Source organism: Paraflavitalea devenefica (assembly GCF_011759375.1).
Taxonomy (GTDB): domain Bacteria; phylum Bacteroidota; class Bacteroidia; order Chitinophagales; family Chitinophagaceae; genus Paraflavitalea; species Paraflavitalea devenefica.
Window position 1 is genome coordinate 550569 of record NZ_JAARML010000001.1, and the last position, 24441, is coordinate 575009.

General features: G+C 47.8%; 17 protein-coding genes. 5 read left to right on the plus strand and 12 right to left on the minus strand.

The window, feature by feature from the left end:
- Nucleotides 1–48: 48 nt before the first annotated feature.
- A complete protein-coding gene (locus HB364_RS02110) occupies nt 49–2472 on the minus strand; it encodes a TonB-dependent receptor (protein ID WP_167286245.1) in 2424 nt (807 codons plus the stop codon).
- A gap of 259 nt (nt 2473–2731) precedes the next feature.
- The gene (locus HB364_RS02115; protein WP_167286246.1) at nt 2732–4393 is read right to left on the minus strand and encodes a PQQ-dependent sugar dehydrogenase; all 1662 of its coding nucleotides are present in this window, start codon (nt 4391–4393) and stop codon (nt 2732–2734) included.
- A 274-nt stretch (nt 4394–4667) separates the two neighbouring features.
- Between HB364_RS02115 and HB364_RS02120 the strand changes: the two genes are divergently transcribed.
- Nucleotides 4668–6947: a T9SS type A sorting domain-containing protein gene (locus tag HB364_RS02120; protein ID WP_167286247.1), complete on the plus strand. Its 2280-nt coding sequence runs from the start codon at nt 4668–4670 to the stop codon at nt 6945–6947.
- A gap of 46 nt (nt 6948–6993) precedes the next feature.
- A complete protein-coding gene (locus HB364_RS02125; RefSeq protein ID WP_167286248.1) occupies nt 6994–9294 on the plus strand; it encodes a T9SS type A sorting domain-containing protein in 2301 nt (766 codons plus the stop codon).
- 101 nt (nt 9295–9395) lie between these two features.
- On the opposite strand, the gene HB364_RS02130 is transcribed toward HB364_RS02125, so the two are convergent.
- From HB364_RS02130 to gldF, 6 genes are all read right to left on the minus strand, one after another.
- Nucleotides 9396–10916 carry a hypothetical protein gene (locus tag HB364_RS02130; protein WP_167286249.1) on the minus strand — a complete coding sequence of 507 codons (1521 nt, stop codon included), beginning with the start codon at nt 10914–10916 and terminating at the stop codon, nt 9396–9398.
- A 124-nt stretch (nt 10917–11040) separates the two neighbouring features.
- Nucleotides 11041–11718, minus strand: a complete 678-nt coding sequence (locus HB364_RS02135; protein ID WP_167286250.1) for a lipoprotein signal peptidase — start codon at nt 11716–11718, stop codon at nt 11041–11043.
- A gap of 68 nt (nt 11719–11786) precedes the next feature.
- Complete coding sequence (locus tag HB364_RS02140; RefSeq protein WP_246228283.1) at nt 11787–14285, minus strand: bifunctional UDP-N-acetylmuramoyl-tripeptide:D-alanyl-D-alanine ligase/alanine racemase; 2499 nt, start codon at nt 14283–14285, stop codon at nt 11787–11789.
- 4 nt (nt 14286–14289) lie between these two features.
- Nucleotides 14290–15252, minus strand: a complete 963-nt coding sequence (locus HB364_RS02145) for a TerC/Alx family metal homeostasis membrane protein (RefSeq protein WP_167286251.1) — start codon at nt 15250–15252, stop codon at nt 14290–14292.
- Nucleotides 15253–15298: 46 nt separating this feature from the next.
- Nucleotides 15299–17008 (minus strand): gliding motility-associated ABC transporter substrate-binding protein GldG, encoded by a 1710-nt coding sequence (gene gldG, locus HB364_RS02150; RefSeq protein ID WP_167286252.1) that lies wholly within the window; start codon nt 17006–17008, stop codon nt 15299–15301.
- A 72-nt stretch (nt 17009–17080) separates the two neighbouring features.
- Nucleotides 17081–17803 carry a gliding motility-associated ABC transporter permease subunit GldF gene (gene gldF / locus HB364_RS02155; RefSeq protein WP_167286253.1) on the minus strand — a complete coding sequence of 241 codons (723 nt, stop codon included), beginning with the start codon at nt 17801–17803 and terminating at the stop codon, nt 17081–17083.
- Between the two features lie 839 nt (nt 17804–18642).
- Between gldF and HB364_RS02160 the strand changes: the two genes are divergently transcribed.
- The gene (locus tag HB364_RS02160) at nt 18643–19002 is read left to right on the plus strand and encodes a BlaI/MecI/CopY family transcriptional regulator (protein WP_167286254.1); all 360 of its coding nucleotides are present in this window, start codon (nt 18643–18645) and stop codon (nt 19000–19002) included.
- Between the two features lie 9 nt (nt 19003–19011).
- Nucleotides 19012–20229, plus strand: a complete 1218-nt coding sequence (locus HB364_RS02165) for a M56 family metallopeptidase (RefSeq protein ID WP_167286255.1) — start codon at nt 19012–19014, stop codon at nt 20227–20229.
- A gap of 225 nt (nt 20230–20454) precedes the next feature.
- Here the strand turns inward: HB364_RS02165 and HB364_RS02170 are convergent, their stop codons facing one another.
- On the minus strand, nt 20455–21627 hold the full coding sequence (locus HB364_RS02170) for an IscS subfamily cysteine desulfurase (protein WP_167286256.1): 1173 nt from the start codon (nt 21625–21627) through the stop codon (nt 20455–20457).
- A gap of 87 nt (nt 21628–21714) precedes the next feature.
- On the opposite strand from HB364_RS02170, the gene mce reads away from it, so the two are divergent.
- Nucleotides 21715–22119, plus strand: a complete 405-nt coding sequence (gene mce / locus HB364_RS02175) for a methylmalonyl-CoA epimerase (protein ID WP_167286257.1) — start codon at nt 21715–21717, stop codon at nt 22117–22119.
- Between the two features lie 7 nt (nt 22120–22126).
- Here the strand turns inward: mce and HB364_RS02180 are convergent, their stop codons facing one another.
- From HB364_RS02180 to arfB, 3 genes are read right to left on the minus strand one after another with little or no spacing between them, the layout of a single operon-like run.
- The gene (locus HB364_RS02180) at nt 22127–23170 is read right to left on the minus strand and encodes a cytochrome-c peroxidase (RefSeq protein WP_167286258.1); all 1044 of its coding nucleotides are present in this window, start codon (nt 23168–23170) and stop codon (nt 22127–22129) included.
- A gap of 2 nt (nt 23171–23172) precedes the next feature.
- The gene (locus HB364_RS02185; protein ID WP_167286259.1) at nt 23173–23982 is read right to left on the minus strand and encodes an MbnP family protein; all 810 of its coding nucleotides are present in this window, start codon (nt 23980–23982) and stop codon (nt 23173–23175) included.
- Between the two features lie 15 nt (nt 23983–23997).
- Nucleotides 23998–24408: an alternative ribosome rescue aminoacyl-tRNA hydrolase ArfB gene (gene arfB / locus HB364_RS02190; RefSeq protein WP_167286260.1), complete on the minus strand. Its 411-nt coding sequence runs from the start codon at nt 24406–24408 to the stop codon at nt 23998–24000.
- Nucleotides 24409–24441 lie beyond the last annotated feature (33 nt).

The window sequence follows — 24441 nt, forward strand, 5'->3', positions numbered from 1 at the left end:
CAATTGATCAGCCCCATTTTTTTACACAGTAACCAGTAACAATTATTGTTACAACTTGATCGCAATATTGGCAATGACATTGGCAGGCATTTGTACACTCATCACGCCCTGGCCAATAAAATATTGTTCATCTGTAAGGTTGTCGAACTTAATGCCCAGGCGGTACCATTTTGTTTCATAGAAGGCTGTTGCATTCAGCAGCGTATAGGATGGGAAAGTGAATACGCCTGTAGCGGCAGAGTTGGCAGTTAAATGCTTACCGTTATAATTACCGCCTACGCCAATACCCAGCCCTCTTAACTTCCCTTTGAATAAAGAATAGCTGATCCAGCAATTGGCCAGATCGGCAGGCCCTGCAGCGGCAGGCCGTCTGCCCTGTAAGGCAGCCGTTGTCTTGGTGAGCTTGCTGTCGTTATGTGCATAACCTGCTATAATATTCAATCCGGAAACAGGATTGGCAATCACTTCCAGTTCATAACCCTTGCTGGTTTGGGTGCCATCCTGTACGGTTACATTATAATTCACGCCTTCCCGCTCTATCACATCCACCCGGGTAATATTATCCACCTTGATATCATAATAGCTGGCGGTAACATTCAGCCTGTTGCCAAAGAGTGCTGCTTTTACACCTCCTTCAAACTGGTTGGCCTGCTGTGGCTTAAAGGTGCCGGAAATATCAGGCAAGGGCTGGGTAACAGGCGCTACGTTGCTAAAGCCATTCATATAATTGCCAAATACAGCCACCTGGTCTTTGACGATCTCATACACCAGTCCTACCTTGGGCGATACAGCCGTTTGCTGATAATCGCTGTTGGCTATTACTGTATTGGTGGCATGGTTAAGGGTACCCTTGCTGTCAAAGCGGTCTACCCGCAGGCTTAATAGCAACGACAATTGATCCATGAACGTCAGCACATCGGCTGCATAAGCGCTATAGATCTGGGTAGTACTGTGGTTGCGGGTAGCAGCCGCTGTACTCGCAGCTATCTTCTGATCTACTGCGGCACGGGATATTTTGGTATAGTTGGGATCGTTTTTCAACAAGCCGTTTACAAAATCAAAAACAATATAGGGAGAGTTGTCATTGTTCACTTTCAGCCGCAGGTAATCAAGCCCCACCAGGAGCCGGCTCCTGAATTGACCCATTTTAATATCATGCGTGAAGTTCTGCTGCACATCCAGCGCTGTGTTAACCGTGTTCTGATAGCTTACATTGCGCTCCAGGGAATCATCCGTTGCCTTGCGGATAAACTGGTACTGGTAATACCCATCGGTCTTGCGGGTATTGTTGGAAATAATAGTTTGTGAGGTCCAGTTATCAGATATCCTGTACGTTCCCACCGCCCGTACATTCACGGTAGGTGTTTTGATAGTAAGGTCATTACTGGTATAAGAGCGGCTCCAGTCGAAGTTTAACTCAGCCGGTGTGTGGGCCACAAACTGCCGGGTACGGTTAAGGAAGATAACAGCGGGACTGGTAGCTTCCCCGTTATAGAAATCGGCATTCAGGTTAATCCGCAACCTTTCGCTGGCGCGCAACTCCAGGGAGGGTGCAATAAACATTGTCTTCCTGAAACCGGCATCCTGGAAACTGAGCTGGTGGTGGTAAGCTGCATTCAGCCGGAACAATACATTCTTGTCTTTATTAAGCGGGCCATAAATATCAGCCGTCACCCGGTTGAGATTAAAGCTGCCGGTGCTGTAGGCGATTTCCCCACCGAGCGTGTCCAGTGGTCTTTTGGTAATAATATTCACCAAACCACCGAAGGAAGTAAGCGCACCGCCGAATAAAGTGGCAGAGGGTCCTTTCAGTACTTCAATCCTTTCAATGGAGGCAGGATCATATTCTCCGTTTGTTTGTCCCGGCACGCCATCCACCATAGATACCTCTGTGCGGAAGCCCCTGAGCGAATAATAAGAGGCGCCATCTGTATTGATACCCCGGTTGCCCTGTATCTTGTACAGGCCGGGTGTATTCCTAAGTGCATTGCCAAAATCGGTGGTCAGTTGCTCTCTCAACAATGCCCTCGTGATGGTAGTATATACTTGTGGGTTTTCCAACCTGGATAGCGGCATCTTGGCCACTGTAGGACTCCCTTTTGCGTTGAACTTATTTTTCCCTGCTGCAATCACCACTTCCTCCAGGTAGGCCTCATTCTCTGTCAGCACAAAATCACAGTCAGTTGTTTCACCTTGCCTGATGGTAATATTCTTTTCTGCCGGCTTCAATTCAACGGAGGATATCATGATCACATAATCGCCCGGCTTAATACCATTCATTTTGTATTCACCCATTTCATTGGTGGCGGTAGCCCGTGTTTTTCCCGACAGCATAACAGTTACCCCTGCAGCAGGCTTGCCATCGGAAGTAACAATCTTACCACGCAGGGAGCCGCTTTCCTGTGCATATAACCAGGAGCCTGTACACAGGAATACACAACATACCGTCACAAAGAGTCGCTTAATATTCATTTTTATCGGTTTATTAAAACTATAACCAGGAGGATATCTCATGTAACTTCATTGGAAAGCAATACCTGCCTGGAGGCAGGTGAAACGAAACGCATACATATTTAAATAGGAGAAGGAAATTTCCGGGTGCAAAGGAAAAGGCTGGGGAGTGATTCTGTTTACGGAATCAGGAAATCGTTTTACGATATGTGTAACTGTTTGAACCGGTCCGGGTGAATATTCACCCGGACCGGTATAAAGAGAAGATGACCGCTTCTATCTATTGTAAAATAATCTTATCCATTCTTACTTCGGCGCCGTACCCATTATACAATTTCAGTATATACACCCCTCTTTTAAAATGCGCTACGTCAATACTGAAATTACTTTTGGTTGTTTTTTCATCCATCACCAGCCTGCCGGTAATATCCACTAAACGGCAGCGGATAGGCTTCTGCACCGCAGGCTCTGTCTCCACCACTATCTGGGTAGTAGCAGGATTGGGATATACATTGGTCACATATTGGGGGCGGTCAACGACAGGGCGTTCCCGGATGGGCAGGGTAATACCCTGGTATTGAAATACCAGGATAGAGCCTTTATTCTCCAGGTTTGTCAGGTCATTACCACTGGGGCCTGAAGTAGAGCCAATGCTATCGGTTATAACAAATATTTTTCCATCGGGGCTGAGGGCGATATCACGATACCGGTTGACTGACTTAAAGTACCGGATAGAATCACCGATAATAGCGTCTTTAGTGGCATTGAGCCGGTACCGGAATATTGTTCCTGTGCGCAGGGTAGCCACCAATAAGGAAGGATACCAGTTGGGAATACCCCTGCCACTGTTCAGGTGATAATACTCAACACTGGAAGGCGCAATGGTGGGATATTTCAGCCATCCATTGGCTATTTCACATTGAGTAGCCGGCAAAGGCGTACAAACCGTATAGGCTTTTACCAGAGGTTTTTTGAAATTAGCCTTTACACTGGCCGGGGCGCTTTTTTCCTGCATCACGGTAGCGTTGCCAGGAATATAAAAAGGGCTTTCCACAAAGCTGTAACTACTGCAGTTCGTAGCCGAAGACCAGTTTACATATTGGTAGTTTACTTCATCTGTATCTCCTGCTATATAAGGCCAGCCATAATTCCTGCCACTTTCAATGCTATTTACCTCATCATCGGTATTGGGTCCGTGTTCTGAGCTGAAGAGCTTGCCACCCGGCGTTAATACCGGGAAAGTATAACCACCGGAAGGATTTTTTTCCCATACCAGTCCCTGCGGATTTCTGTGACCGATGGTATAAATATGGCTGCGTACGCCATTCCATAAAGGATTATCACCGGGAATAGAACCATCGAAATTGAGTCGTAATATCTTACCGGAATATAATGTATAGGTCGCTGCATCAATATTGGCCTGGGTAGGCAGCATCTGTGAACGTATTTGCGTGCACCGGTTAGCAAACTGGTTATTGCCCAGGTCGCCACAGGAATAATATAGTTTATTATCGGCGCCCACGATCAAACGGCCGGTGCTGTGGTCACCACCAGCAGGAATGCCTTGTATAAGCGTCAGTGGATTTGTGAGGGAAGGCGAAGCGCCGCCATTGTATTTGTAGCGAACAATCCTGATACTGGTGGCATTATAGCTATAGGCAACAAAGATGGAATCCTGGTTGGTGCCTTTCCCAAATCCAGGATGCAGCGCCAGCCCCAGCATTCCATTCTGCCCGATACCGGTAGCAGCACCACTCCCGTTCCTGGAGATATTAAGAGTTACACTACTCCGTATATCAAGGATGATCTGCTGCAGACCCGTTCCTGTATCCACCCGGACGATACGCCCAACTTTTTCTGTAATATATAAGTAATTGTCTGGCCCGTACACGATATCAAAAGGGTGGGCGAGATAATAAGCCGTAGCGGGCTTTGTATTCAATACAGTTTTTGTAAAAGGTTCTCCCTGAGCGTTTGCAATATGAGGAAAAAATATAACAAGAAAGAATAACCTTAGGATATGGGGTTTCATAGATCAGGTTTAGGTTTAGGTACAAGCGATTATGATCTTTACCACACGAATATTGCAATTTCCGCCGGGTAAAACAATAGCTGAAACCCGCTCTGGGCTTAGTATATCTACGATTGTAGCGTTGACACTATTATTATACATTTACGTTTAACCATAGTGCTTGTATTAGCACAAATCCATACTTATGAAAACATATTTACCAGTACAACCATTACTGCTGTGCATATGTTTATTAGCGTTACTAAGGAAAGCAGAGGCACAGGCAACTGTTCAAACTGGCAAAAGCTATGTAAACATCACCAAAGGCCTTAACGGTGGCACCATCGAACCCGGAGACACGCTTGAAATACGGGCCACCATCGCCGTAAGCGCCGGAAATATTACACGCGTGCACTACGTAGATACCATACCCGCCAATACCACCTACATTCCAGGATCCTTAAAGATCCTGACCAATGAAGGATTGAGTTTTAAATCCTATTCAGATGCATCCGGGGATGACCCTGCTTACTTTAACCCCGCAGGTTACCTGCGCATCAACCTTGGCAGCACCTACAACAATGGCGGAGCTGTTAACCCCGGCGGCAATTGCACCAATACCACACCCTGGGCAGCGCCCGACGGCGGCACCATTCAATCCAACCGGGGAAGACCTTCTTTCTTTGGCAACACCTGTATCCTATCGGCTTCCTTCAGGGTACAGGTTAATACCGGGTTGGCTTACGGTACCCTGATCAATATACGGGGCGGATCATTTTATTTCCGCAACAACAGTACTGTCAATCAATCGCGTCCCTGCAGCCCCTACCAGGCTGCCCTGAAAGCGAATGCGGGCTTATGTCCCAATGCCATCGGCGCCAATGCAGTCATTGATTATGGCGGCACATTTGGAAGCGGGTTCACACAAAACAGGGCAGTCTCTGCAATCGTGCCCGGCTTCATTCGTCAGAATGTAGCCACCGGCCAGCCCAATGATGGTTACTACTGTATTGTGAACAACCTCAGCCCTTCGGGCAATACCGACCCCAACTCACCCATCCCCAATGGCACCAACCGCGTGCATTCGGTGTGGGATATCATGGGGGATCATACCGGGGCCACCGATCCTTTGACCGGTAACCTGCCGGTAGCGCCGGGCGCCAATGGCGGTTATTTCGTAGCGATTAACGCTGCTTACGCCAACAGCAACGCGATACAACAAACGATTGGCGGCTTATGCCCCAATACTTATTATGAGTTTTCGGCCTGGTTTAAAAATGTGTGCGAATATTGTGGTTGCGATTCAACCGGCGACCCTTCCTATAACAACGGAATTCCCAATACCAGTTTTAATGGTCCCGATTCATCGGGCGTAAACCCCAACCTCACGTTTGTCATTGACGGGGTAGACTATTATACCAGTGGTAACCTGAAATATACCGGCCAGTGGGTGAAGAAAGGATTTGTATACCTTACCGGCCCCGCACAAACTTCTTTTACCATCACCATCCGCAACAATGCAGCCGGCGGTGGTGGTAACGACTGGGCCATTGATGATGTAACGCTGGCCACCTGTACACCGAACCTTGACCTGCAACCATCACCTTCCATGCAGGTATGTATGCGGCAGGCCGTTGATATGTTTGCCAACATCCGCTGTTATTTTCCCAATTACATTCACTGGCGTTGGGAAAGAAGTACAGATGGCGGCGCTACCTGGAGCAATACAGGCGTCAGCGGAACAGGCAATCCCCAACTGAATGCCGGCGAATATGAATACCGGGCCGAGTACCCTACTTTCCTCGCCGACAGTAGCATTGACAATGTGCGATACCGTATCCGCATTGCCTCTACGGTGGCCAACCTGGACAATAACAGTTGTTCCTTCGTAGCCGGTACACATATACAATTGACCAGCCAGGACTGTGCTGTACTGCCGCTTACTGATATCCAGGCTTTCTCGGGAAAGCAGGTCAATGGGCTGGCCAACCTGCAGTGGACTACCAATAATGAAATTCCGGGAACCATTTTTGAAATAGAAAGCAGTGACAACAGGACCCATTTCACCAAAGTGGGTACCATGCAGAGTGATTTAAGCGGCGTGAATACGTATCATTTTACCGACCCTGCCCCTCTTACCCGCGACCGGTATTACCGCATCCGGATAAGGAATGAAAAGACTTTCGGCTACAGCAAGATCATTATGCTCAGTAACGGGGATATGAATTTTGCTATTAAATCATTGGTGAACCCTTTCCGGGAACGGATCAATTTTGAATTGATAACACCCGGCGACGGGCCTGCTACTATAGTACTGATGGACACTTACGGAAGACCCGTGAAGCAAATGAACATCCAGGTACAAAAAGGATTCAATGTGCTGGAACTGACAAAGCTGGATAAGTTACCGGCTGGTGTATACATCATGCAGGTACAGCAGCAGGAACAGGTTATTACCAAACGATTAATAAAATCCGGACCCTAAATAAAAACCCTAAAAATCCTAAACCTTCAGAAAACCTATAGTTGTTATGTACCCAAACCTTACGCCTTTTCTCAGCAGGATCACTATGTTCCTGCTGGTCATACTGTTCACAGCAACCTCCCTGCAAGCGCAGGTTAGATTCGGGAACAGTTATGTGAACATTTCTAAAAAAACAGCAGGTGGCACCGTACAGAACGGAGATACATTGGAGATACGCGCCAACTTCTTTTTCCCGCAGAACTATAACTCCAATATTGTGTACTTCGTGCGGTATGTTGACAACATACCTACCAACACTACCTATATTGGCGATTCGCTGCGGCTGATTACCAATGAAGGATTAACGTATAAGCGATGGACAAATGCTGCAGATACGGACCCCGGCACTTACCTGGCAACACCGCCTGCAGGACAATACAATGTGCGGATCAACATCGGCCGTACGGCTACCAACCCTGCCAATAATACGGCCACCAGTTCTACAGGCGCCAGCTACCTGAGGACCGGAGGATCGGGACAAGATAAACCGTATGTTGGCGGCGGTATGCTGGTTACCACGGCATTCAGGGTACGGGTAACCGGTAATATAGGAGATACCATTACCCTGGGCGCCGGCCAGTTGCGGTTTAAAGCCAGGAATGTGAGCGGCGACCCGGATAGCATTATACAGGCCATTCAATACAAGATCCTGATCTCTGATAACATTCCTATTTGCCCGAATGCAGTGGGCAGGAACTTCGTAGCCGAAGCCGGTGGTACTTTTGACAGCGGTACTACCCAAAACCGTTCTTATGCACCTACCTTCGCGATCCCCAACTATAATTATTCGCCGCTTACCTATGCCAATAATACAGGCGATGGTAACTACATCGTGGTGAATAACCTGAGCCCTTCGGCCAGCACTTTCCAGGATGCCACGAAAAAACCATTCTGTGCCGCCGCAGCAACACCGCCTTTAGCGCCCGCAGCCTGCGAAAACAGGATGTGGCAGGGCCACTGGGACATCATCGGTGATCATACCGGCAGTACCACACCAGCCGGTAATCCACCTGTGGCGCCCGGCACCCGGGGTGGTTATATGCTGGTGGTCAATGCCGCTTATCCCACCAGTGAGGCTTACCGGCAATTTCTAACAGGTCTTTGCCCCAATACCTCTTACGAGTTTTCGCTGTGGGTACGCAACGTGTGTACCAATTGCGGTATCGACTCGAATAGGGTGCAAACCTGGAGACCAGGTGTAAATCCCAATTTAACATTCGTTATTGACGGGCTCGACCGGTACTCTTCCGGGGAAATAGACACTGTAGGCTGGATGAAAAAAGGATTTATGTTCACCACAGGCCCGGCGCAAACTTCCATTACCATTTCCATCCGCAACAATGCTTCCGGTGGTGGCGGTAATGACTGGGCCATTGACGATATCGCCCTGGTAACCTGTAACCCCGACCTCAATATGTTGCCAGGCCCCAGCGTAGCCGCCTGCGTAGGCCAGCAGATAGATATTTTCTCTGAGGTCAGCTCTTACTTTAATAGTTATGTAAACTGGGTATGGGAAAGAAGTACCAATGGAGGTACTACCTGGAGCAGCACCGGCACATCCGGCACAGGCACGCCTGTATATAATGGCAGCGCCTATGAATATACGGCCACCTATCCTTCATTCGTGGGAACACTCGCTGATAGCGGAACCCTGTACCGCATAAAGGTGGCCTCCTCTCTTGCCAACCTTACCAATCCTGATTGCTCTTTCAGCAACAATACTATCGTGGTAGTGCGGTTCAGCACCTGCTATGTATTAAACACTAAATTATTATCATTCAGCGGGCAGCTCCGGAACGGTTATACCGCCCTCTGGTGGACTACAGAAAATGAAGAGGCAGGGGCTGTTTTTGATGTTGAACGCAGTGATGATGGCACCCACTTCCATAAAATAGGCACGGTCAATGCCCGGGCTGCCGGTATGGGAGCCACTTACAATTTCACTGATCCCACTGCAGTATCCGGCACAGTCCTTTATCGCCTTAAGACAATCGAAAGAAGCAGCCATACCTACAGCCGGCTGGTGATGGTGAGCAATAAACCGGAACCGGGCATCCGCTCACTGGTAAACCCGTTCACCAATAAGATCAGTTTCGAAATAGTGAGCACCGAAAAAGGGACCGCCATGATTACCCTGACTGATGCCCTGGGCAGGTTGGTAAAACACAGCCGGGAATCTTTTATAAGCGGCGTAAACCCGGTAACCCTGCACGGGCTGGAAGGCTTTAGTAAAGGGATGTATACCCTGCGGGTGCAGTTAAAAGATAAGATCATCAATAAACAGGTGCTCAAATTAGAGCAACAGTAATAAGGTTTGAAAGGTCATAAACCGGAAAGTCCGGAAGAAAGCGCTTGTAATGCAAGCTGTCTTTCTTCCGGACTTTCTGTCTTTACAGACTTCAGGCTATTCTAAAAGCATTTATAAGAAAGTACGTGCTTAATATCTCCTCCGTACACTGATCCGCTTCCTGTGATCTCAAAGCTCCTGATATAGCTGTTGCCATCATAAGTATAGTTCTTGAAGTCAGCAACATCATCGGCGCCATCCGGCGTGCCATCTTCTTTAAAATATTTCCAGGTTGATTTCGTCGGAAGGTTCGCTGAATTCTTACCAAAATTGATCGCGTTCTGGAACAAAGTGATCTCCGGGCTGGGATGGAAGGCCAGGAATCCTTTTGCCTGTGTGGCCAGGTTATATTGATATTCCACCTCTATCTTTCCGCCTATTCCTGTTATCATCGGGGTTATAACTGCCTTGGTAAGATTGCCGCCACTCCATGTATAGGTATATTCATATATGGGTATCGCAGGAAAAGCTTTGAACGCCAGCGAAGCTTTTGACATATAGCCGGCGGCATCATACGTATACGTGATGATCACTTCACCCGAGGTATTGTCGGTAGGGTCCGAATAACCATGGAATGAGCTAATACGTCCGCCTGGTTCCAGGTCGAAATATTGACCGCCTCCTACATCAATGCGCGACGCCGCATAGCCAAAGATAAACTCCGCTTCCACATTGGCAGGCTGCACCGTACTGTCAATCAACTGTGTTTTGGATACCTGGTTCTGCGCATTAAAAGTACTGGTGATGGAGCCGATCTTATCACCGGTAGGCAGGTCATAGCTGGCCAGGTCACTGATCTTACAGGTGGTAGGATTGGGATTCACGGTCATATTCACTTCCTGCGCTGTACAACTACCGGCAGTAACAGTTACATTACCCGAAACCGTATCGGTAGAACCTGCACAAACGGCTTTCCAGGTATAGGCGCCGGCAGGCAGGGTATAGAAAGCTGTACCGGCTGCGCCACAGGATGGTGCAGCAGGATGGTAGGTCGTAATCGTATCTTTCTGCCCGTTTACCAGTACGATCAATTCAGTAGCACATCCCGATTGGGCCCATAACATCAATTGCCCATTGCCAGCCGGAGGGGGCGTGGTAGCAAACTTTCCCGTGAACTTTCCATTGGTAATGGTCTTCACGTTGCCGGCAGCATCTTCTACTTCGCCGCTAAACGTGCCGGTAACCCCTGCATTATCAATGGCAGTAATAACAACTGTGAATTGATTGGCCGACTGTGGATCGTTACTGTACAACAGCGCTCCATCTACGTAGTATTCAAATACTATCGCGGGGTTTAAATAAGTAGCAGTAGTAATGTTTGGAGATATGATCTCCATGTAAAAAAGGCCTTTCTGATCTACAGTACTGCCCTCCAGGGTAAGGGTGGTAACACCCCCGTTGCTGGTAGTATAGGCCGTATCCATATTGCCCTTGAACTGGGCATTGCCTTCCTTAAACTCCCAGGCTGCAGGGCCTAACAGACCGCCGCCACCATTTTCAAGGCTTTTTTCTTTCTGGCAGGAGGAAATCAGTACACCAGCCAGCATGGCCAATAGTACGACAAGGTTTTGTATTTGTTTCATATCCACGGGTTTAATAGGTCGGCATAGGACGATGGATTTTGCCCTGGTAAATCAAGGCTACACCCCATAAACCCGTTGAACCGGAATAAAAATGAGTCGGTCAACCACCCTCTGCCGGAGTCCTTTACAATACTTGTACGGTATCGTTGACAGGAGAGTTGGTTTCGACTGTAGTACGTGGGTCCTCGTGCGGATGTTTTTTAAAGAAACGTCGCTGAAACAACAATATGACAATAACACCTACTGAAATAGATGCATCGGCAATATTAAAAATGGGAGAAAAGAAAGTAAAGCGTTCTCCGCCCCAGAACGGTATCCAGGAAGGAAGCACTTTGTTTTCAATAATGGGCACATAGATCATATCTACCACCTTGCCATGTAAAAAACTGGCATATCCGCCACCTGCCGGGAACAACTTCGCCAGGGGCAGGCCATCATCACTGGGAGAGAAAATGAGACCATAGAACATGCTGTCTATCAGGTTGCCTAATGCACCGGCAAAGATCATAGCCACACAGATAATGAACCCCCGGTGGTATTTTTTACGTACGATGCTACGGATATAGAAAACACCGAAGATCACAGCTACCAGCCTGAATAAGGTGAGCGCCAGCTTACCCCATTCCCCGCCAAATTTCCAGCCCCAGGCCATCCCTTCATTCTCAATGAAGAAAAGGCGGAACCATTTACCAATCAAAGGTATTTGCTCCCCATAATTCATGGAGGTCTTCACCCAGATCTTCAACACCTGGTCCACTGCTATGATACCAATAATGATTAAAGCGACCGTTCTGATCTTCACCGTACAAAAAGTTTAGTTTTCAAAGATAAGGCATTCACCCTTGAGTTTACCGCTAAAAACAGGGGTTTTTACTCTTCAAAATACACCCGTTTTACCCGCTGGGAAATACCTGTAAGCATCTCATACGGAATCGTTTGCGCCCAATGCGCCACCTGGCTTACCGGCAGCTCCCGGCCAAACAAGACAACCTCATCACCTTCCTGCACATGCGGAATACCTGTAATATCTATCATGACCATATCCATACACACTGTTCCGATCACCGGCGCCAGCATTCCTTTCACCCACATTTTGCCTGCGCCATTGCTGAGGTTGCGGGGATAACCGTCGGCATATCCAATGCGCACCGTAGCCACCCTGGTATCCCGGTTTACTACGCCCTTGCGGCCATAACTCACTGTTTCCCCCTCTTTCAATTGCTTGATCTGTGCAATGGTGGCAATCAGTGTAGACACTTCTTTCAATTCCAGCTTATGCGTATCGCCACTGTCTATACCATAGAGCCCGATACCCAGCCTTACCATATCCAGTTGCAGATCGGGGTGCCGGGCAATGCCGGCTGTATTGGCTATATGTCGCAAAAAAGGATAACTTAAAACTTCCTGGATGGCTTCCACCATGGAATGGAACATGGCCGCCTGCTGCTGTGTAAAAGCATCGTGCTGCTTCTCTTCACTGGCCGCCAGGTGACTGAATACACTCTTCACTGTAAATGTATCGCCTTTCAGCGCTTCCAGCAGTACCGGCAGCTCTGCCGGTGAAAAGCCCAGCCGGTTCATGCCTGTTTCCAGTTCAATATGCACGGGAAAGCGGCGGATGCCTTCTCTTTTCAGGAAGGTCTCAAATGCCTGCAGCAGACCCGGCGAATACAGGTCGGGCTCAAGATTATATTGCACCAGCACATCAAAACCCGACTCATCGGCATTCATCACCATAATGGGCAGGTTAATGCCTCCTTTGCGCAGCTCCACCCCTTCATCGGCATAAGCCACGGCGAGGTAATCTACCTTATGGAATTGCAGGGCGTTGGCAATCTCATAGCTGCCGCTGCCATAGGAAAATGCCTTCACCATGGCCATGAGCCTGGTAGACGGCTTTAATAACTGCTGGTATTGCTTCAGGTTATGCGCCAGTGCATTCAGGTCTATTTCCAGTACCGTTTGGTGTACCTTCTGTTCCAACAGGCGGTCAATCTGCTCCAGTTCAAATACCCGGGCCCCTTTCAGCAGGATCGTCTCATCCCGGAAAGGGATATGGCTAAAATCATGTCGCAATGCATCTGCTGTCGGATAAAAGGCCAGTTCGGGTATGGTGGCCAGCCGGAAGATGGCCTGGTGCTGCATCATCTTATCACCGATACCGATCAACCGGGTCACGCCCCGTTGTTGCAGGGCCTGCGCTACTTCCTTGTACAACTCCTTTTCATTGCGGCCACTCTGCAAAATGTCCGACAGGATCACCGTTTTCCGCGCATGCTGCCGCTGCTGCGACAGGAAATCCAATGCAATATTAAAAGAGCTAAGGTCGGCACTATAGCTGTCATTAATAACAGAACAATTATTAATGCCCTTTTTCATTTCCAGCCGCATGGCCACCGGCCCCAGTTGCAGCATCTTTTGCGCAATAACAGCCGGCATCACTTCCAGGTGTAACAACACACACCAGCAATGGATGGCATTCTCTACCGACGCATCATCGGTAAAGGGTATCGTAATGGAAATCGTTTGCTCTTTATACAAGGCCGTGATGAGGGTAGCGCCGTTATCCTTAAAAACAGTAAGCACCTGCACGGTGGCTTCTGTTACCGTGCTCCAGTTGAATATCTCAAAACTCCCTTTGCCGCCTTTATTGAACTGCTGCCACAGCGTGGCCACGCCTTCATTGATCTCCGGCGCATCCTTACAATAGATCAGCGTTTTGACATGGGTAAACAACCATAGCTTTTCATTCACCTTTTGCCGCAGGTTTAAAAACCCTTCACTATGTGCCTCGCCGATATTGGTAAATATGCCGATGGTTGGCTGAATGATCTTTTGCAGCCGGTCCATTTCGCCACTCTGTGATATGCCCGCTTCAAAAATGCCCAGCTCATGCGTATCATTCATGGGCCATACGCTCAGGGGCACACCGATCTGTGAATTATAGCTGCGCGGGCTGCGGATAATGGTATACTGTTCTTCCAGCAACTGGTTCAGCCATTCCTTCACGATCGTCTTACCGTTACTGCCCGTAATACCGATCACCGGTATGGAAAACTGTTTGCGGTGGTGCGCCGCCAGTAACTGCAAGGCCTGCAATACATCTTTTACCTGTATAATATTCGCTTCGGGCAACAGGGCAGTATCCGCCGGTTCACTCACTACAAAATTCCGTACGCCCTTTTCATACAGGGGTTCCAGGAAACTATGCCCGTCGCGCCGGGGACCTTTGATCGCAAAGAACAGGGAAGTATCCGGAAAGATCAGCTTCCTGCTGTCGGTAAGCAACTGTTCAATCAACGCATTCCCGTGCTGCTGCAACAGCTTCCCCTTCACAATGGCAACAATATCTTCTAAGTGGTATTTCATGTTATTAGTGTAGGTCCCTGTCATGGCCTGCATCATTCCCGTTATTCTTTGCCCTGTTGGCAAGAGCTACTGAATAAACCATCGAAGCCGCAATGCTTACCAGGATCACCAGCAGGGATACATAGATCGGCACTTTTATATGGAAGATCTCCACCAGCATCTTAAGGCCAATGAAAATGAGCACAAAGGCAATCCCCTGCTGAAGATGACTGAATTTATCCACCGCTCCCTTGAGCAAAAAGAACAGGGAACGAAGACCCAGGATAGCAAAGATATTACTGGTATAAATGACCAGGATATGGGTGGAGATACCCATTACTGCGGGAATGGAATCTACCGCAAATACAATATCGGTAGTGGCCAGCATGATCACCACCACAAACAGGGATGTGTACATCCGCTTGCCATCTACCCGCACAATATACCGGCCCCCAAAGTCTTCCATAGTAATGGGTAAAAACCTGCGCAACCATTTATATACAGGACTATCAGCCGGATTAAAATCGGTCTTATTATCGTGGGTAAACATTTTATAACCCGTCCAGATAAGGAAGGCCCCGAAAATATACAATACCCAATGGAAACGGTTCACCAACTCCACACCCACTGTGATGAACAATACCCTGAACACGATGGCCATCAATATCCCGATCAGCAATACCCGGGCATAATAATCCTCTTTAACATAGAAGAAATTGAACAGGAGAATAAAAACAAAAATATTATCAATACTCAGGCTTTTCTCCATCAGGTAAGCGCTTATGTATTCAAGGGCCATTTCCTTGCCCAGCTCGAACCAGATAAAAACGCCAAAGCTCAATCCCAGCGCTACCCAGAACACACTCACCCAGAAAGCTTTTTTGAGCGATATATGCGTGGCACGTTTACTGAAAAGGCCCAGGTCAATGACAATAGCCAAAACCAATACAATTCCAAAAACCAGGTAAGTGATTTGATCCCGTGTCATGCTTATTCGTTGATGGCAGCAAAGATAGGGAGCCACCAACCATAAACTATTGGTATTTCCTTTTCCTTAACGCCTGGTAAATAAACCCGAATAAAACTACCAGCAAAACAGGTACCCCGATATTAATCAACTGCCATTGGGTTTTCTCATTTTCTACCTTTTCGGGGTCCAGAAGGCGGAGGGTATAATCTTTGGCCCTGGTTTCCAAAATACCGGAAGGGTTCACGAGGTATTCAATGCTATTGAGTATAAAATCCTTATTAGCGTATTGATAATTGGTAAACTGGTTAAATCCCATGGGCATAGGCCCCTTACCTTGTCTAAACACATTGGAGGCAATATCCCCATCGGCAATCACGATCATCTTATTCTCTTCTGCAGACGCAGCGCGGAAGGGCTGCTTATAAATACCCGCCAGGGTATCCATCATCGTCTGGGAAAGACGATGGGTATACAGCGAAGAGAAACGGCCTTCCAGCAGCACCGCTACCGGTATATTGGCCCTGTTAAAAGTTTTCAGGTCTTCTTCTGTTTTCACGCTATTGAGGGATACTATGGCAGGTGTATTCAGCACGCGTGCATTAGAGGAAGTAGCCAACAACACCGTTTTATGTATCCCTGTCGTTTTCACCGTATCAATGGAATTGGGGAACATAGACAATACAAGGTCTATATTTTTGGCTATCGGATGCCCTGCGTGAGAGGACAGCAAAGGGAAATAAGGCCAGGGCTGAAAGTTCATTTGGGGTTTGTCGCCTATATTACCTACTACCAGTGGCAGGCTGTCGCACTGCAGGTCCTGTACCAGGTCGGCATTAATACGTACACCATACCGGAACAACTGATCATCGAGGTTCAGTCCAAAATCGAAGGCCACAAAATCACTTTTTTTACGGAACAGGCTGTCCAGGCTGGCGTCGAGCCTGTCTATGAGCCAGATCACTTTTCCGCCATGCATAATATACTGGTCTATTTTCAGCTTTTGCGCTTCGGTAAACTTTACCGTAGGCTTCATGATCACGATGGCATTGAACTCCTGCGGAATCACGGGCACACTATCAATAGGTATAAAGCCAAAACCATAATTGGGCTTTAAAGCCCCTTCGATCAGGTCGTACACATTATAAGTCATAGGCTCTCCATTACCGAGGAGATAACCTACCGCGGGCACTGTTTCGGCCGTTATTTTTTGTATGGCGTGGGCAAACTTATATTCCAGCAGGGCTTCCGCATTATTGAGGGTGCTGAAAGGATCGCCGTCGGTCGCCTTGGTGCCCTGCAAAAAGTCAACAGGGATCACCCGGTCATGGTAGCTCACCAGCGCCCCGGGAAAAAGATAACGCTGTTCCTCGCCCTCTCCTTCTTTTGCCTTTACCCGCACATTGGTGGGGGTTAAGCCCATCCGCATCAGGGAATCCATAGAAAAGGCGCCGGTGGAATCGGCCTCGCTGGCGCCCGGCCGCTGGAACCTGAACTGGATATTGGCTTTTCCTGCCTCCTTGAATTCCTGCAATAATTCCCGGGCATTATTGGACAATCTTCTAAATCCTGCCGGCATTTCGCCATCCAGGAATACAGTAACGATTACCTGGTCATTCAGTGACGACAACAATTTTTGGGTAGGGGCAGAAAGGGTATACCGTTTTTCCTGTGTCAGGTCGAGCCGGTAATGGAACTGCGCGGCGAGGTAATTAATGCCCACCAGTACGATCAACAGGAACAACCACCAATATTTTGAGGCAAGTAGCTTTTTCATAGTTAATGATCGGCTTTCCTCAGGGTGGGTCACCTTCTAAAGGTGGCTCACCCTGGGAAAGCCCTGACAGTTTTATCGTTTCAACAAATTCCTCCCTGTAAATACCAAAAAGAAGCCGATCACGCTCAGGAAATAAATAATATCCCGGCTGTCCACTACACCGCGGCTCACGCTGCGGTAATGAAAATCAATACCGGCCATTTCCACATAATAGTCAGCCCCTGCTTCCAGCGCCGGAATGCGGCTGATGGCATTAAAGCCGCTGTACAGGAGAAAGCAAACAAAAGCGCTGACAATAAAAGCCACGACCGCATTATTGGTAAAGCTGCTGCAGCAGATGCCGATGGCTACAAACACCCCCACGAGGAAAATAAGACCGACATAGGAGCCGGTAATGGCCCCGGTATCAATACCGCCTGTTTCCGACAAGCGCAGGATAGTGAAGGTATAAATGAGCGTAGGCAGCAGGGCAATCAGTACTACCAGCAGGGACCCGAGGTATTTACCCCCCACCACCTGCCAGCGGCTGAGCGGTTTGGTTTGCAGCAGTTCAAAAGTGCCGCCCTTAAACTCGTCGGCAAAGCTGCGCATGGTAATGGCAGGTATCAGCAATAAGAGGATCCAGGGGGCTAATTCAAAAAATTTATCAAGTGTAGCATAGCCAAAATCAAGGATATTGGTATCCGGGAATACAAAAAGGAACAATCCATTCAACAGAAGGAAGGCTACGATGGCTATATACCCGGTAAGACTACTGAAGAACTGACGAAACTCTTTTTTACAAACAGGCCACATGCGTACGAAAATAAGAGATTATACCTATATAAAAAGAAATGCTAAAGATAGTGATGTATGAATAGAGGATTTCCCTAAATTCGCTTTCTCCCTTCACACAAAATCCATTTCCTCTTGTTCAACCTAATCGTGATAATAAACGGTTTAGCCATACATATATTTTACACAGATAACCATAACCTACTGCACCAAAAGCTCTCCGCCCGGAGAGTTTTTGCTTTTTACAGGGTCATACCCTTATCGAGACCTTACCGGGACCTTGTCGAGACCTTTTCGAGACTTTACCGAGACCTTCCTCCCAGGTTGCTCCTCACCAATTCCCTACCTGCCCCTACCTTGCTGGTGACCCCACCTACTTAAAAGGCATCTGACCTCCCACCTGACAGGCACCTGACCGGTTGCCAGTTCCCCCGCCACTTTTTCTGTAAATAGGGCTAATAATAGCACTGGGGTTCCAGGCCTTGCAGGCTAATAGGGTTCCTATGCTATTGATACTGCGTACATTCCGCACACGTATAGCACCAAACTGTATAGGTGAAGCGCACTGGGAGTGCTATTCCGGTGCAAGGTTGTGTCCATTCCAGTGCAAGTATGCAGGCTGTTTCAGGCAATCAGACTACCACTTGGCTACTTTTACCATTAAATATAAAAGACTGAAAAAAAGCATGTTAACAGGAGTTTGAGAGCTATTTCCCTGATCACCGGCCAGGTACTGGCAACAATCATTTTAAGTGGCTGACTTTGCTCCCTAAAAATAAATCTCAATCCTCTAACTACTTTTTCAGTAGATTAACTTATTTTTACGTTACACAACTAATAAATACGTTTAACGCCTCATCATGGAAGATCTCACCAAAACAGAAGAGCGCATCATGCAGGTCATCTGGCAACTGGAGAAATGCTTTGTGAAGGATATTATAGATAAGCTGGATGACGACCCCAAACCACCTTACACCACCATTTCCTCGGTAGTGCGCATCCTTGAAACCAAGGGATTTGTCGGCCACAAGGCATACGGCAAAACCCATGAATACTTTCCGCTTGTAACGCGGGAAGACTTTGGCAAGTTCAGCTTTAAACGCATGTTCAGGGAGTATTTTGGCGGCAGGCCCGAAAAAGTACTGTCGTTTATGATAGAAGAAGAGCACCTGAGTCCGGCCGACCTGGAGCAATTGAAAAAATTCATTGATCAACAATAAACCTTATGTATGAACAGCCTTCTGCAATACCTGCTGAATGTTTCCTTCAGCATGCTGCCTTTTTACCTCCTGTACCTGCTCTGCTTCCGGCGCCTCACTTTCTTTACCTGGAATCGCTGGTACATCCTTGGCTCCCTTGTCATCAGTGCGCTGATCCCGCTGGTTAGTTTCCAATTGGGCACACACCAATACCTGCCGGTACAGCATCTGCCCTTCATTCCACAGCCGGCATCAACCCCTGTACTCTCATCTGTATCGTCTGCCAACGCCCCGGCAACGATAAACTGGCCACAGCTATTGATGATCATGTATGCCGGTGGCGTGTGCATAACCGCCGTCAGTCTCTCGGCAAGTCTGTTTCGCATCATCCGCATAATACACAATAACCCCAACAGGCATGAACGCACACATGGCTACCGCATTATTAAAAACAGCCATGTGATCACGAATGCTTCTTTCTTCGGTTACATCTTTCTGCAACCTTCACTCAGCGAGGAAGAAGCATTCACCGTAATAATGCATGAAGATGTTCATGCCCGCCGGTACCATACCCTCGATATCCTGTTAATGGAATGTTTCAAAATATTACTGTGGTTCCATCCAGCCCTGTATCATTATAAAAAATTATTGCAGCAAGCGCACGAATTTGAAGTAGACAGGGAAACAGCACTGGCCACCGATAAGAAAGCCTATGCCCACATGCTGTTGAAAATTCAAAGCCACAGCTATACTTCTCCACTGATCAATGGGTACAGCTCATCAGGCATTGCCCAAAGAATAAAAATGCTTTTTACAGAAAGATCAAAAAGCCCCTTAAAAATATTTTACCTGCTGGTCATTCCCTGCCTGGGGTTCGTGTCTGTTTATTGCAGCAAAAAGACTACGCATGTAGGCCCAACGCAAAGGCATGCCGCTGTAACAGCAGCAACGATCGCCAATAATAATTTGGTTATCAGGACCGGGAAGGAATTATTCCTGGCCAATTGCGCAGCCTGTCATACTATTGAGAAGGATTTGACTGGTCCCGCGCTGGCTGGCATTGAAAACCGGAGAACCAGGGAATGGCTCTACCGGTTTATCCGCAATAACGCTGAATTATTAGGAAAAGGCGATTCAACAGCGCTAAAAGTATATAACGACTGGGACAAAGCACCCATGAATGTTTTCCCCAACCTGAGCAACAAAGACATTGATGCCATGCTGGCTTATATACGCGCAGCAGAGTAATGGGCTGTTACGTTCACGTGTTCGTAAAAAAATAGGGCACGGATTAAGGCTGTTTCATAAGGATGATCAGGATTACTCATCATAATCTTCACTTTAAAAATAAATGAGTTCCATGGCTTTGCGTGTAAAACAATAGAGATACCATTTGTAGAACTTGTACTACAACTATGCAATAGCAGCAAGAAAGTATTGGATAATGAGCGGTATGAGATAGTAAGTCCTTCCTTATATATGACCCAATGGACTTAACGAACGCAGGGTATTAACCGTATCAGTAACTTTTTGAATGGTATAATCAATCTCTTCTTCAGTAGTAAAGCGACCTATGCTGAAGCGAAGGGAACTGCGGGCCAGTTCATCCTCCAGTCCCAGTGCTTTCAGCACAAAGCTGGGTTCCATGGAAGCAGAAGTACAGGCTGAGCCGGTAGCTACCGCAATATTTTTATTGAAGCCCAGCATCAGCGCATTGCCATCAACATGGGCAAACGCAAGGTTGGATACATGGGGCAGGCGATGTTCCGTATCGCCATTCACCTGTACGCCTTCCAATTGCAATAAAGCCTTTTCCAGTTTGTTGCGAAGGGTACGCATGCGTGTCCCTTCAGCTTGTAATTGCAGCCGGCACAATTCCGCCGCCTTACCAAAGCCTGCAATGCCGGGCACATTCAGGGTACCGCTGCGCACGCCCCGTTCATGTCCGCCGCCATCAATCTGTGCGGCCAGCTTTACACGGGGATTCTTGCGGCGTATATACAAAGCGCCCACGCCCTTGGGGCCATACATCTTATGGGCCGAAAAACTCATCAGGTCAATACCATCTGCGATCACATTTACCGGCACTTTACCCACGGCCTGTGTGGCATCGCTGAAAAATAGTACACCATGCTGTTTGGCAATACGGCTGATGGCCTGCATCGGTTGTATAACGCCTGTTTCATTATTGGCATACATGATGGCGATCAGGATGGTGGCTGGCGTGATGGCTGCTTCCAGCTCCTGCAGGTTGATCATGCCCTTTGCATCCACGGGCAGGTAGGTGATCAGGGCGCCCTGTTTTTCCAGGTGCTTACAGGTATCCAGTACGGCCTTGTGTTCGGTAACGAAGGTAATAATATGGTTGCCTTTCCCGGCATACATCTCCACCGCTCCCTTTAGCGCCAGGTTATTGCTTTCTGTGGCGCCGGAAGTAAAAACGATCTCTGCCGGATCGGCGCCTATGAGAGCAGCTACCTGTTTTCGCGCATGGTCTACCGCTTCCTCTGCCTGCCAGCCCAAAGCATGCTGCCTGCTGGCCGCATTGCCAAATTGGGTGATGAAATAAGGCAACATCGTTTCCACTACCTGCGGATCGCAGGGCGTAGTAGCATTATAATCGAGGTATATGGGCAGGTTGGGCATATCACTTATCTAACACAAATTTACCCCAATTAGTTGTATGGCTGTTACCGGCTTAGCGGGTATCTTTGGCCTACCTCAACTTTATTTATGCTGAAAGTAGAACATATCGGCATTGCCGTAAACAACCTGGCGCAGTCCATGCCCTTGTTTGAAAAGCTGCTGAATACCCCCTGCTACAAAACAGAAGCGGTAGAAAGTGAAAAGGTGACGACCGCTTTTTTCCGGCAGGGTGACACCAAGATAGAACTGCTGGAAAGCACCGACCCACAGGGTGTTATTGCCCGCTTCATAGAAAAGAAAGGGGAGGGTATTCACCATATCGCTTTTGAGGTGACCGATATAGAAGCCGAAATGAAAAGATTGCAGGCAGAAGGCTTCACCCTGCTCAATGACACACCCAAACCTGGTGCTGATAACAAGCTCGTATGCTTTTTACACCCCAAAGGCACCAATGGCGTGCTGGTGGAGTTGTGCATGGAACGGAAAGAGTGACTACTCACTATTCCGGCGCTGCAAACCGGGGATTTTTAATAAACGTGGAGTCTGTTAACGTACGCAAAAACGCCTGCAGGTAAATCTTATCATTCGTACTTAGAGGAATGCCATTTTTAACCAGTGGATCAACCGTAGTGCTCACCTGCACCCCGCTGTTATAATGTTCCAGCGCCTGGTTTACAGAAGAGAAACGGCCATCATGGCCATACGGGAAAGTAACATACAGGTTGCGCAGGCTGGGCACTTTAAACTTGAGGGAATCAGCTTTATTATTCGTAATACGCATCCGGCCCTTATCATTGATGGTAGGGTCTGCTGCCAGGCCCGTATTGCGGAAGCTGTTATCGGTAAACAAAGGTTCTGCATGGCAGCCGGTACATTTGGATTGAAAAATGGTATACCCCATTTGCTCGTCCTGGGCAAAGCTGGCCATGCCTTTCTTCACCCGGTCATACTTTGAATCAGCCGATACCAGCGACCCTACAAACTGCGTCAGCGCCAGCAGCATGCGCTGGCTGTTAATCGTTTCATCCCCATACGCTGCTTTAAACAATTGCTTATAGCCGGCATCCTGGCTCAGTTTATTGATCACATTATTAATATCCTCTGCCATTTCATTGGGTGCCGTGAGTGGCGCCAGAGGCTGTACTTCGAGATTGAGAATACCGCCATCCCAATGCGTTTGTTTTTGCCATACTACATTGAATAAAGGGGGCGCATTACGGGTAGTGAACTGGTTATTGAACCCGTGACTAAAATTATGATCAAAAGTAGCGAAAGCAGCAAACTGCTGGTGACAGGAAGCGCAGGGGAAATTACCGTCCCTGGACAGGCGGCCATCATAAAACAGTTTACGGCCCAGTTGAAATCCCTGCTCCGTTAATGGATTGGTAGCGAAAGTATAGGCAGGATCGGGGAACCCCGATGGTATCACAAAGCTGAGGGGGGTAGGAGCGCCGCCGCCATGATCAGATTTCTTACACGCATGCACGCATACTGTACCCAGTATCAGAAAAAGTACAATCCGTATAGTCCATCTTATGGTCACAGTTAGTCATTAATGATCTCTACCACCGTAAACATTTTTGAATAATTCTCCGCCACCTGTTGCGCCAATGCACCCGTACTCATGATGCCGGAATGCGTGGTGATGCGGATATCGTGCGGGCTATTGAACCAGTCATACGCGTCGGCCGTAATATTGATCTCCGTGGTACTACCCGGCTGCATGTCCACACTTTCGCCAAACGGGAACAACAAAGTTATTCTTTTTATCACGCTCTCGGCCTGGGTAAATCCGCCAATATGGTACTGAAACACGTTGGCAGGGCCTGAGGAGACAGGGGATTTCCCTTCCAGCTTGGCCATAACATAGCCGGTTTTCCACTCCCAGAACATGCCTTTGGCCGGATCAAGGGCGCCTGTTTGCGCACCGCTTACATTATCCGAACTATCGACGCCCAGCATGAAAGCAATACGGTTGTATTTATAGGGCAATACAGTCAGCTTCAGCTTCAGGGAATTGGTATCGGCAAAATCAATGAGGAAATACTTTTTGAATCCTACGGGGTACGTTTTATTAGAATCGGTATTGATCAGCTCAATGCCATGGATATAGAACTTAAAGGCGCTTACCGTAAAAGGCTCTTTGAAGAAATTCTTATAAGTAACCGTATCAAACTTCATCTCTACCGAATCATATTGCACCACCGGTTTAAAACGGAGCACCACATTGTGATCGGCTTGTTCTTCCGGGGCAAACTTGATTTCTTTCTGGCAGGAAACAACAACGGCTATGAAAAGCAGGAACAGAATAAGGATGCTGGCGTACCTCGTAATATAACGCAGGTTTCTTTGCATGGTTACGTGTTTAGGTTAGTGATCAATAGGTCGGATTTTCTGACGGTTCTGCTTCTGGCTCGACTGTTTCTTTTTTGAATCCAGCCGCTTTTCCCGGACAACAGCAGGAGGCCTGGTAGCTATACGTTTTTTTTCCTTTTTTAGTGCCTGCTCTATCAAAGCATGCATCTTTTTTACTACCTCCTGCTTGTTCTCCAGTTGCGACCGGTGAACCTGGCTCTTTACTTGCAAAAACCCTTCCGAATTTATTTTTGACCCTAACTTTTTAACCAGTATTCCTTTTTGCTCTTCACTCAGTATCAACGAATTATTAATATCAAAATATCCTTCCACCATCGTCTCTACCTTATTCACGTTCTGTCCGCCTTTACCGCCGCTGCGGGCGGTTTTAAACAATATTTCCCTGGTTATATCTACCTTATTCATAATATACACGCATTTTGCCGGTTGCCCGATCTT

What these genes read in the sequence shown, in the direction of transcription:
- arfB (WP_167286260.1), bottom strand. Translation starts at nt 24,408, where the DNA reads ATGAATAAGGTAGATATAACCAGGGAAATATTGTTTAAAACCGCCCGC.
- HB364_RS02165 (WP_167286255.1), top strand. Translation starts at nt 19,012, where the DNA reads ATGAACAGCCTTCTGCAATACCTGCTGAATGTTTCCTTCAGCATGCTG.
- HB364_RS02170 (WP_167286256.1), bottom strand. Translation starts at nt 21,627, where the DNA reads ATGCCCAACCTGCCCATATACCTCGATTATAATGCTACTACGCCCTGC.
- HB364_RS02110 (WP_167286245.1), bottom strand. Translation starts at nt 2,472, where the DNA reads ATGAATATTAAGCGACTCTTTGTGACGGTATGTTGTGTATTCCTGTGT.
- HB364_RS02185 (WP_167286259.1), bottom strand. Translation starts at nt 23,982, where the DNA reads ATGCAAAGAAACCTGCGTTATATTACGAGGTACGCCAGCATCCTTATT.
- gldF (WP_167286253.1), bottom strand. Translation starts at nt 17,803, where the DNA reads ATGTGGCCTGTTTGTAAAAAAGAGTTTCGTCAGTTCTTCAGTAGTCTT.
- mce (WP_167286257.1), top strand. Translation starts at nt 21,715, where the DNA reads ATGCTGAAAGTAGAACATATCGGCATTGCCGTAAACAACCTGGCGCAG.
- HB364_RS02140 (WP_246228283.1), bottom strand. Translation starts at nt 14,285, where the DNA reads ATGAAATACCACTTAGAAGATATTGTTGCCATTGTGAAGGGGAAGCTG.
- HB364_RS02160 (WP_167286254.1), top strand. Translation starts at nt 18,643, where the DNA reads ATGGAAGATCTCACCAAAACAGAAGAGCGCATCATGCAGGTCATCTGG.
- HB364_RS02120 (WP_167286247.1), top strand. Translation starts at nt 4,668, where the DNA reads ATGAAAACATATTTACCAGTACAACCATTACTGCTGTGCATATGTTTA.
- HB364_RS02125 (WP_167286248.1), top strand. Translation starts at nt 6,994, where the DNA reads ATGTACCCAAACCTTACGCCTTTTCTCAGCAGGATCACTATGTTCCTG.
- gldG (WP_167286252.1), bottom strand. Translation starts at nt 17,008, where the DNA reads ATGAAAAAGCTACTTGCCTCAAAATATTGGTGGTTGTTCCTGTTGATC.
- HB364_RS02145 (WP_167286251.1), bottom strand. Translation starts at nt 15,252, where the DNA reads ATGACACGGGATCAAATCACTTACCTGGTTTTTGGAATTGTATTGGTT.
- HB364_RS02130 (WP_167286249.1), bottom strand. Translation starts at nt 10,916, where the DNA reads ATGAAACAAATACAAAACCTTGTCGTACTATTGGCCATGCTGGCTGGT.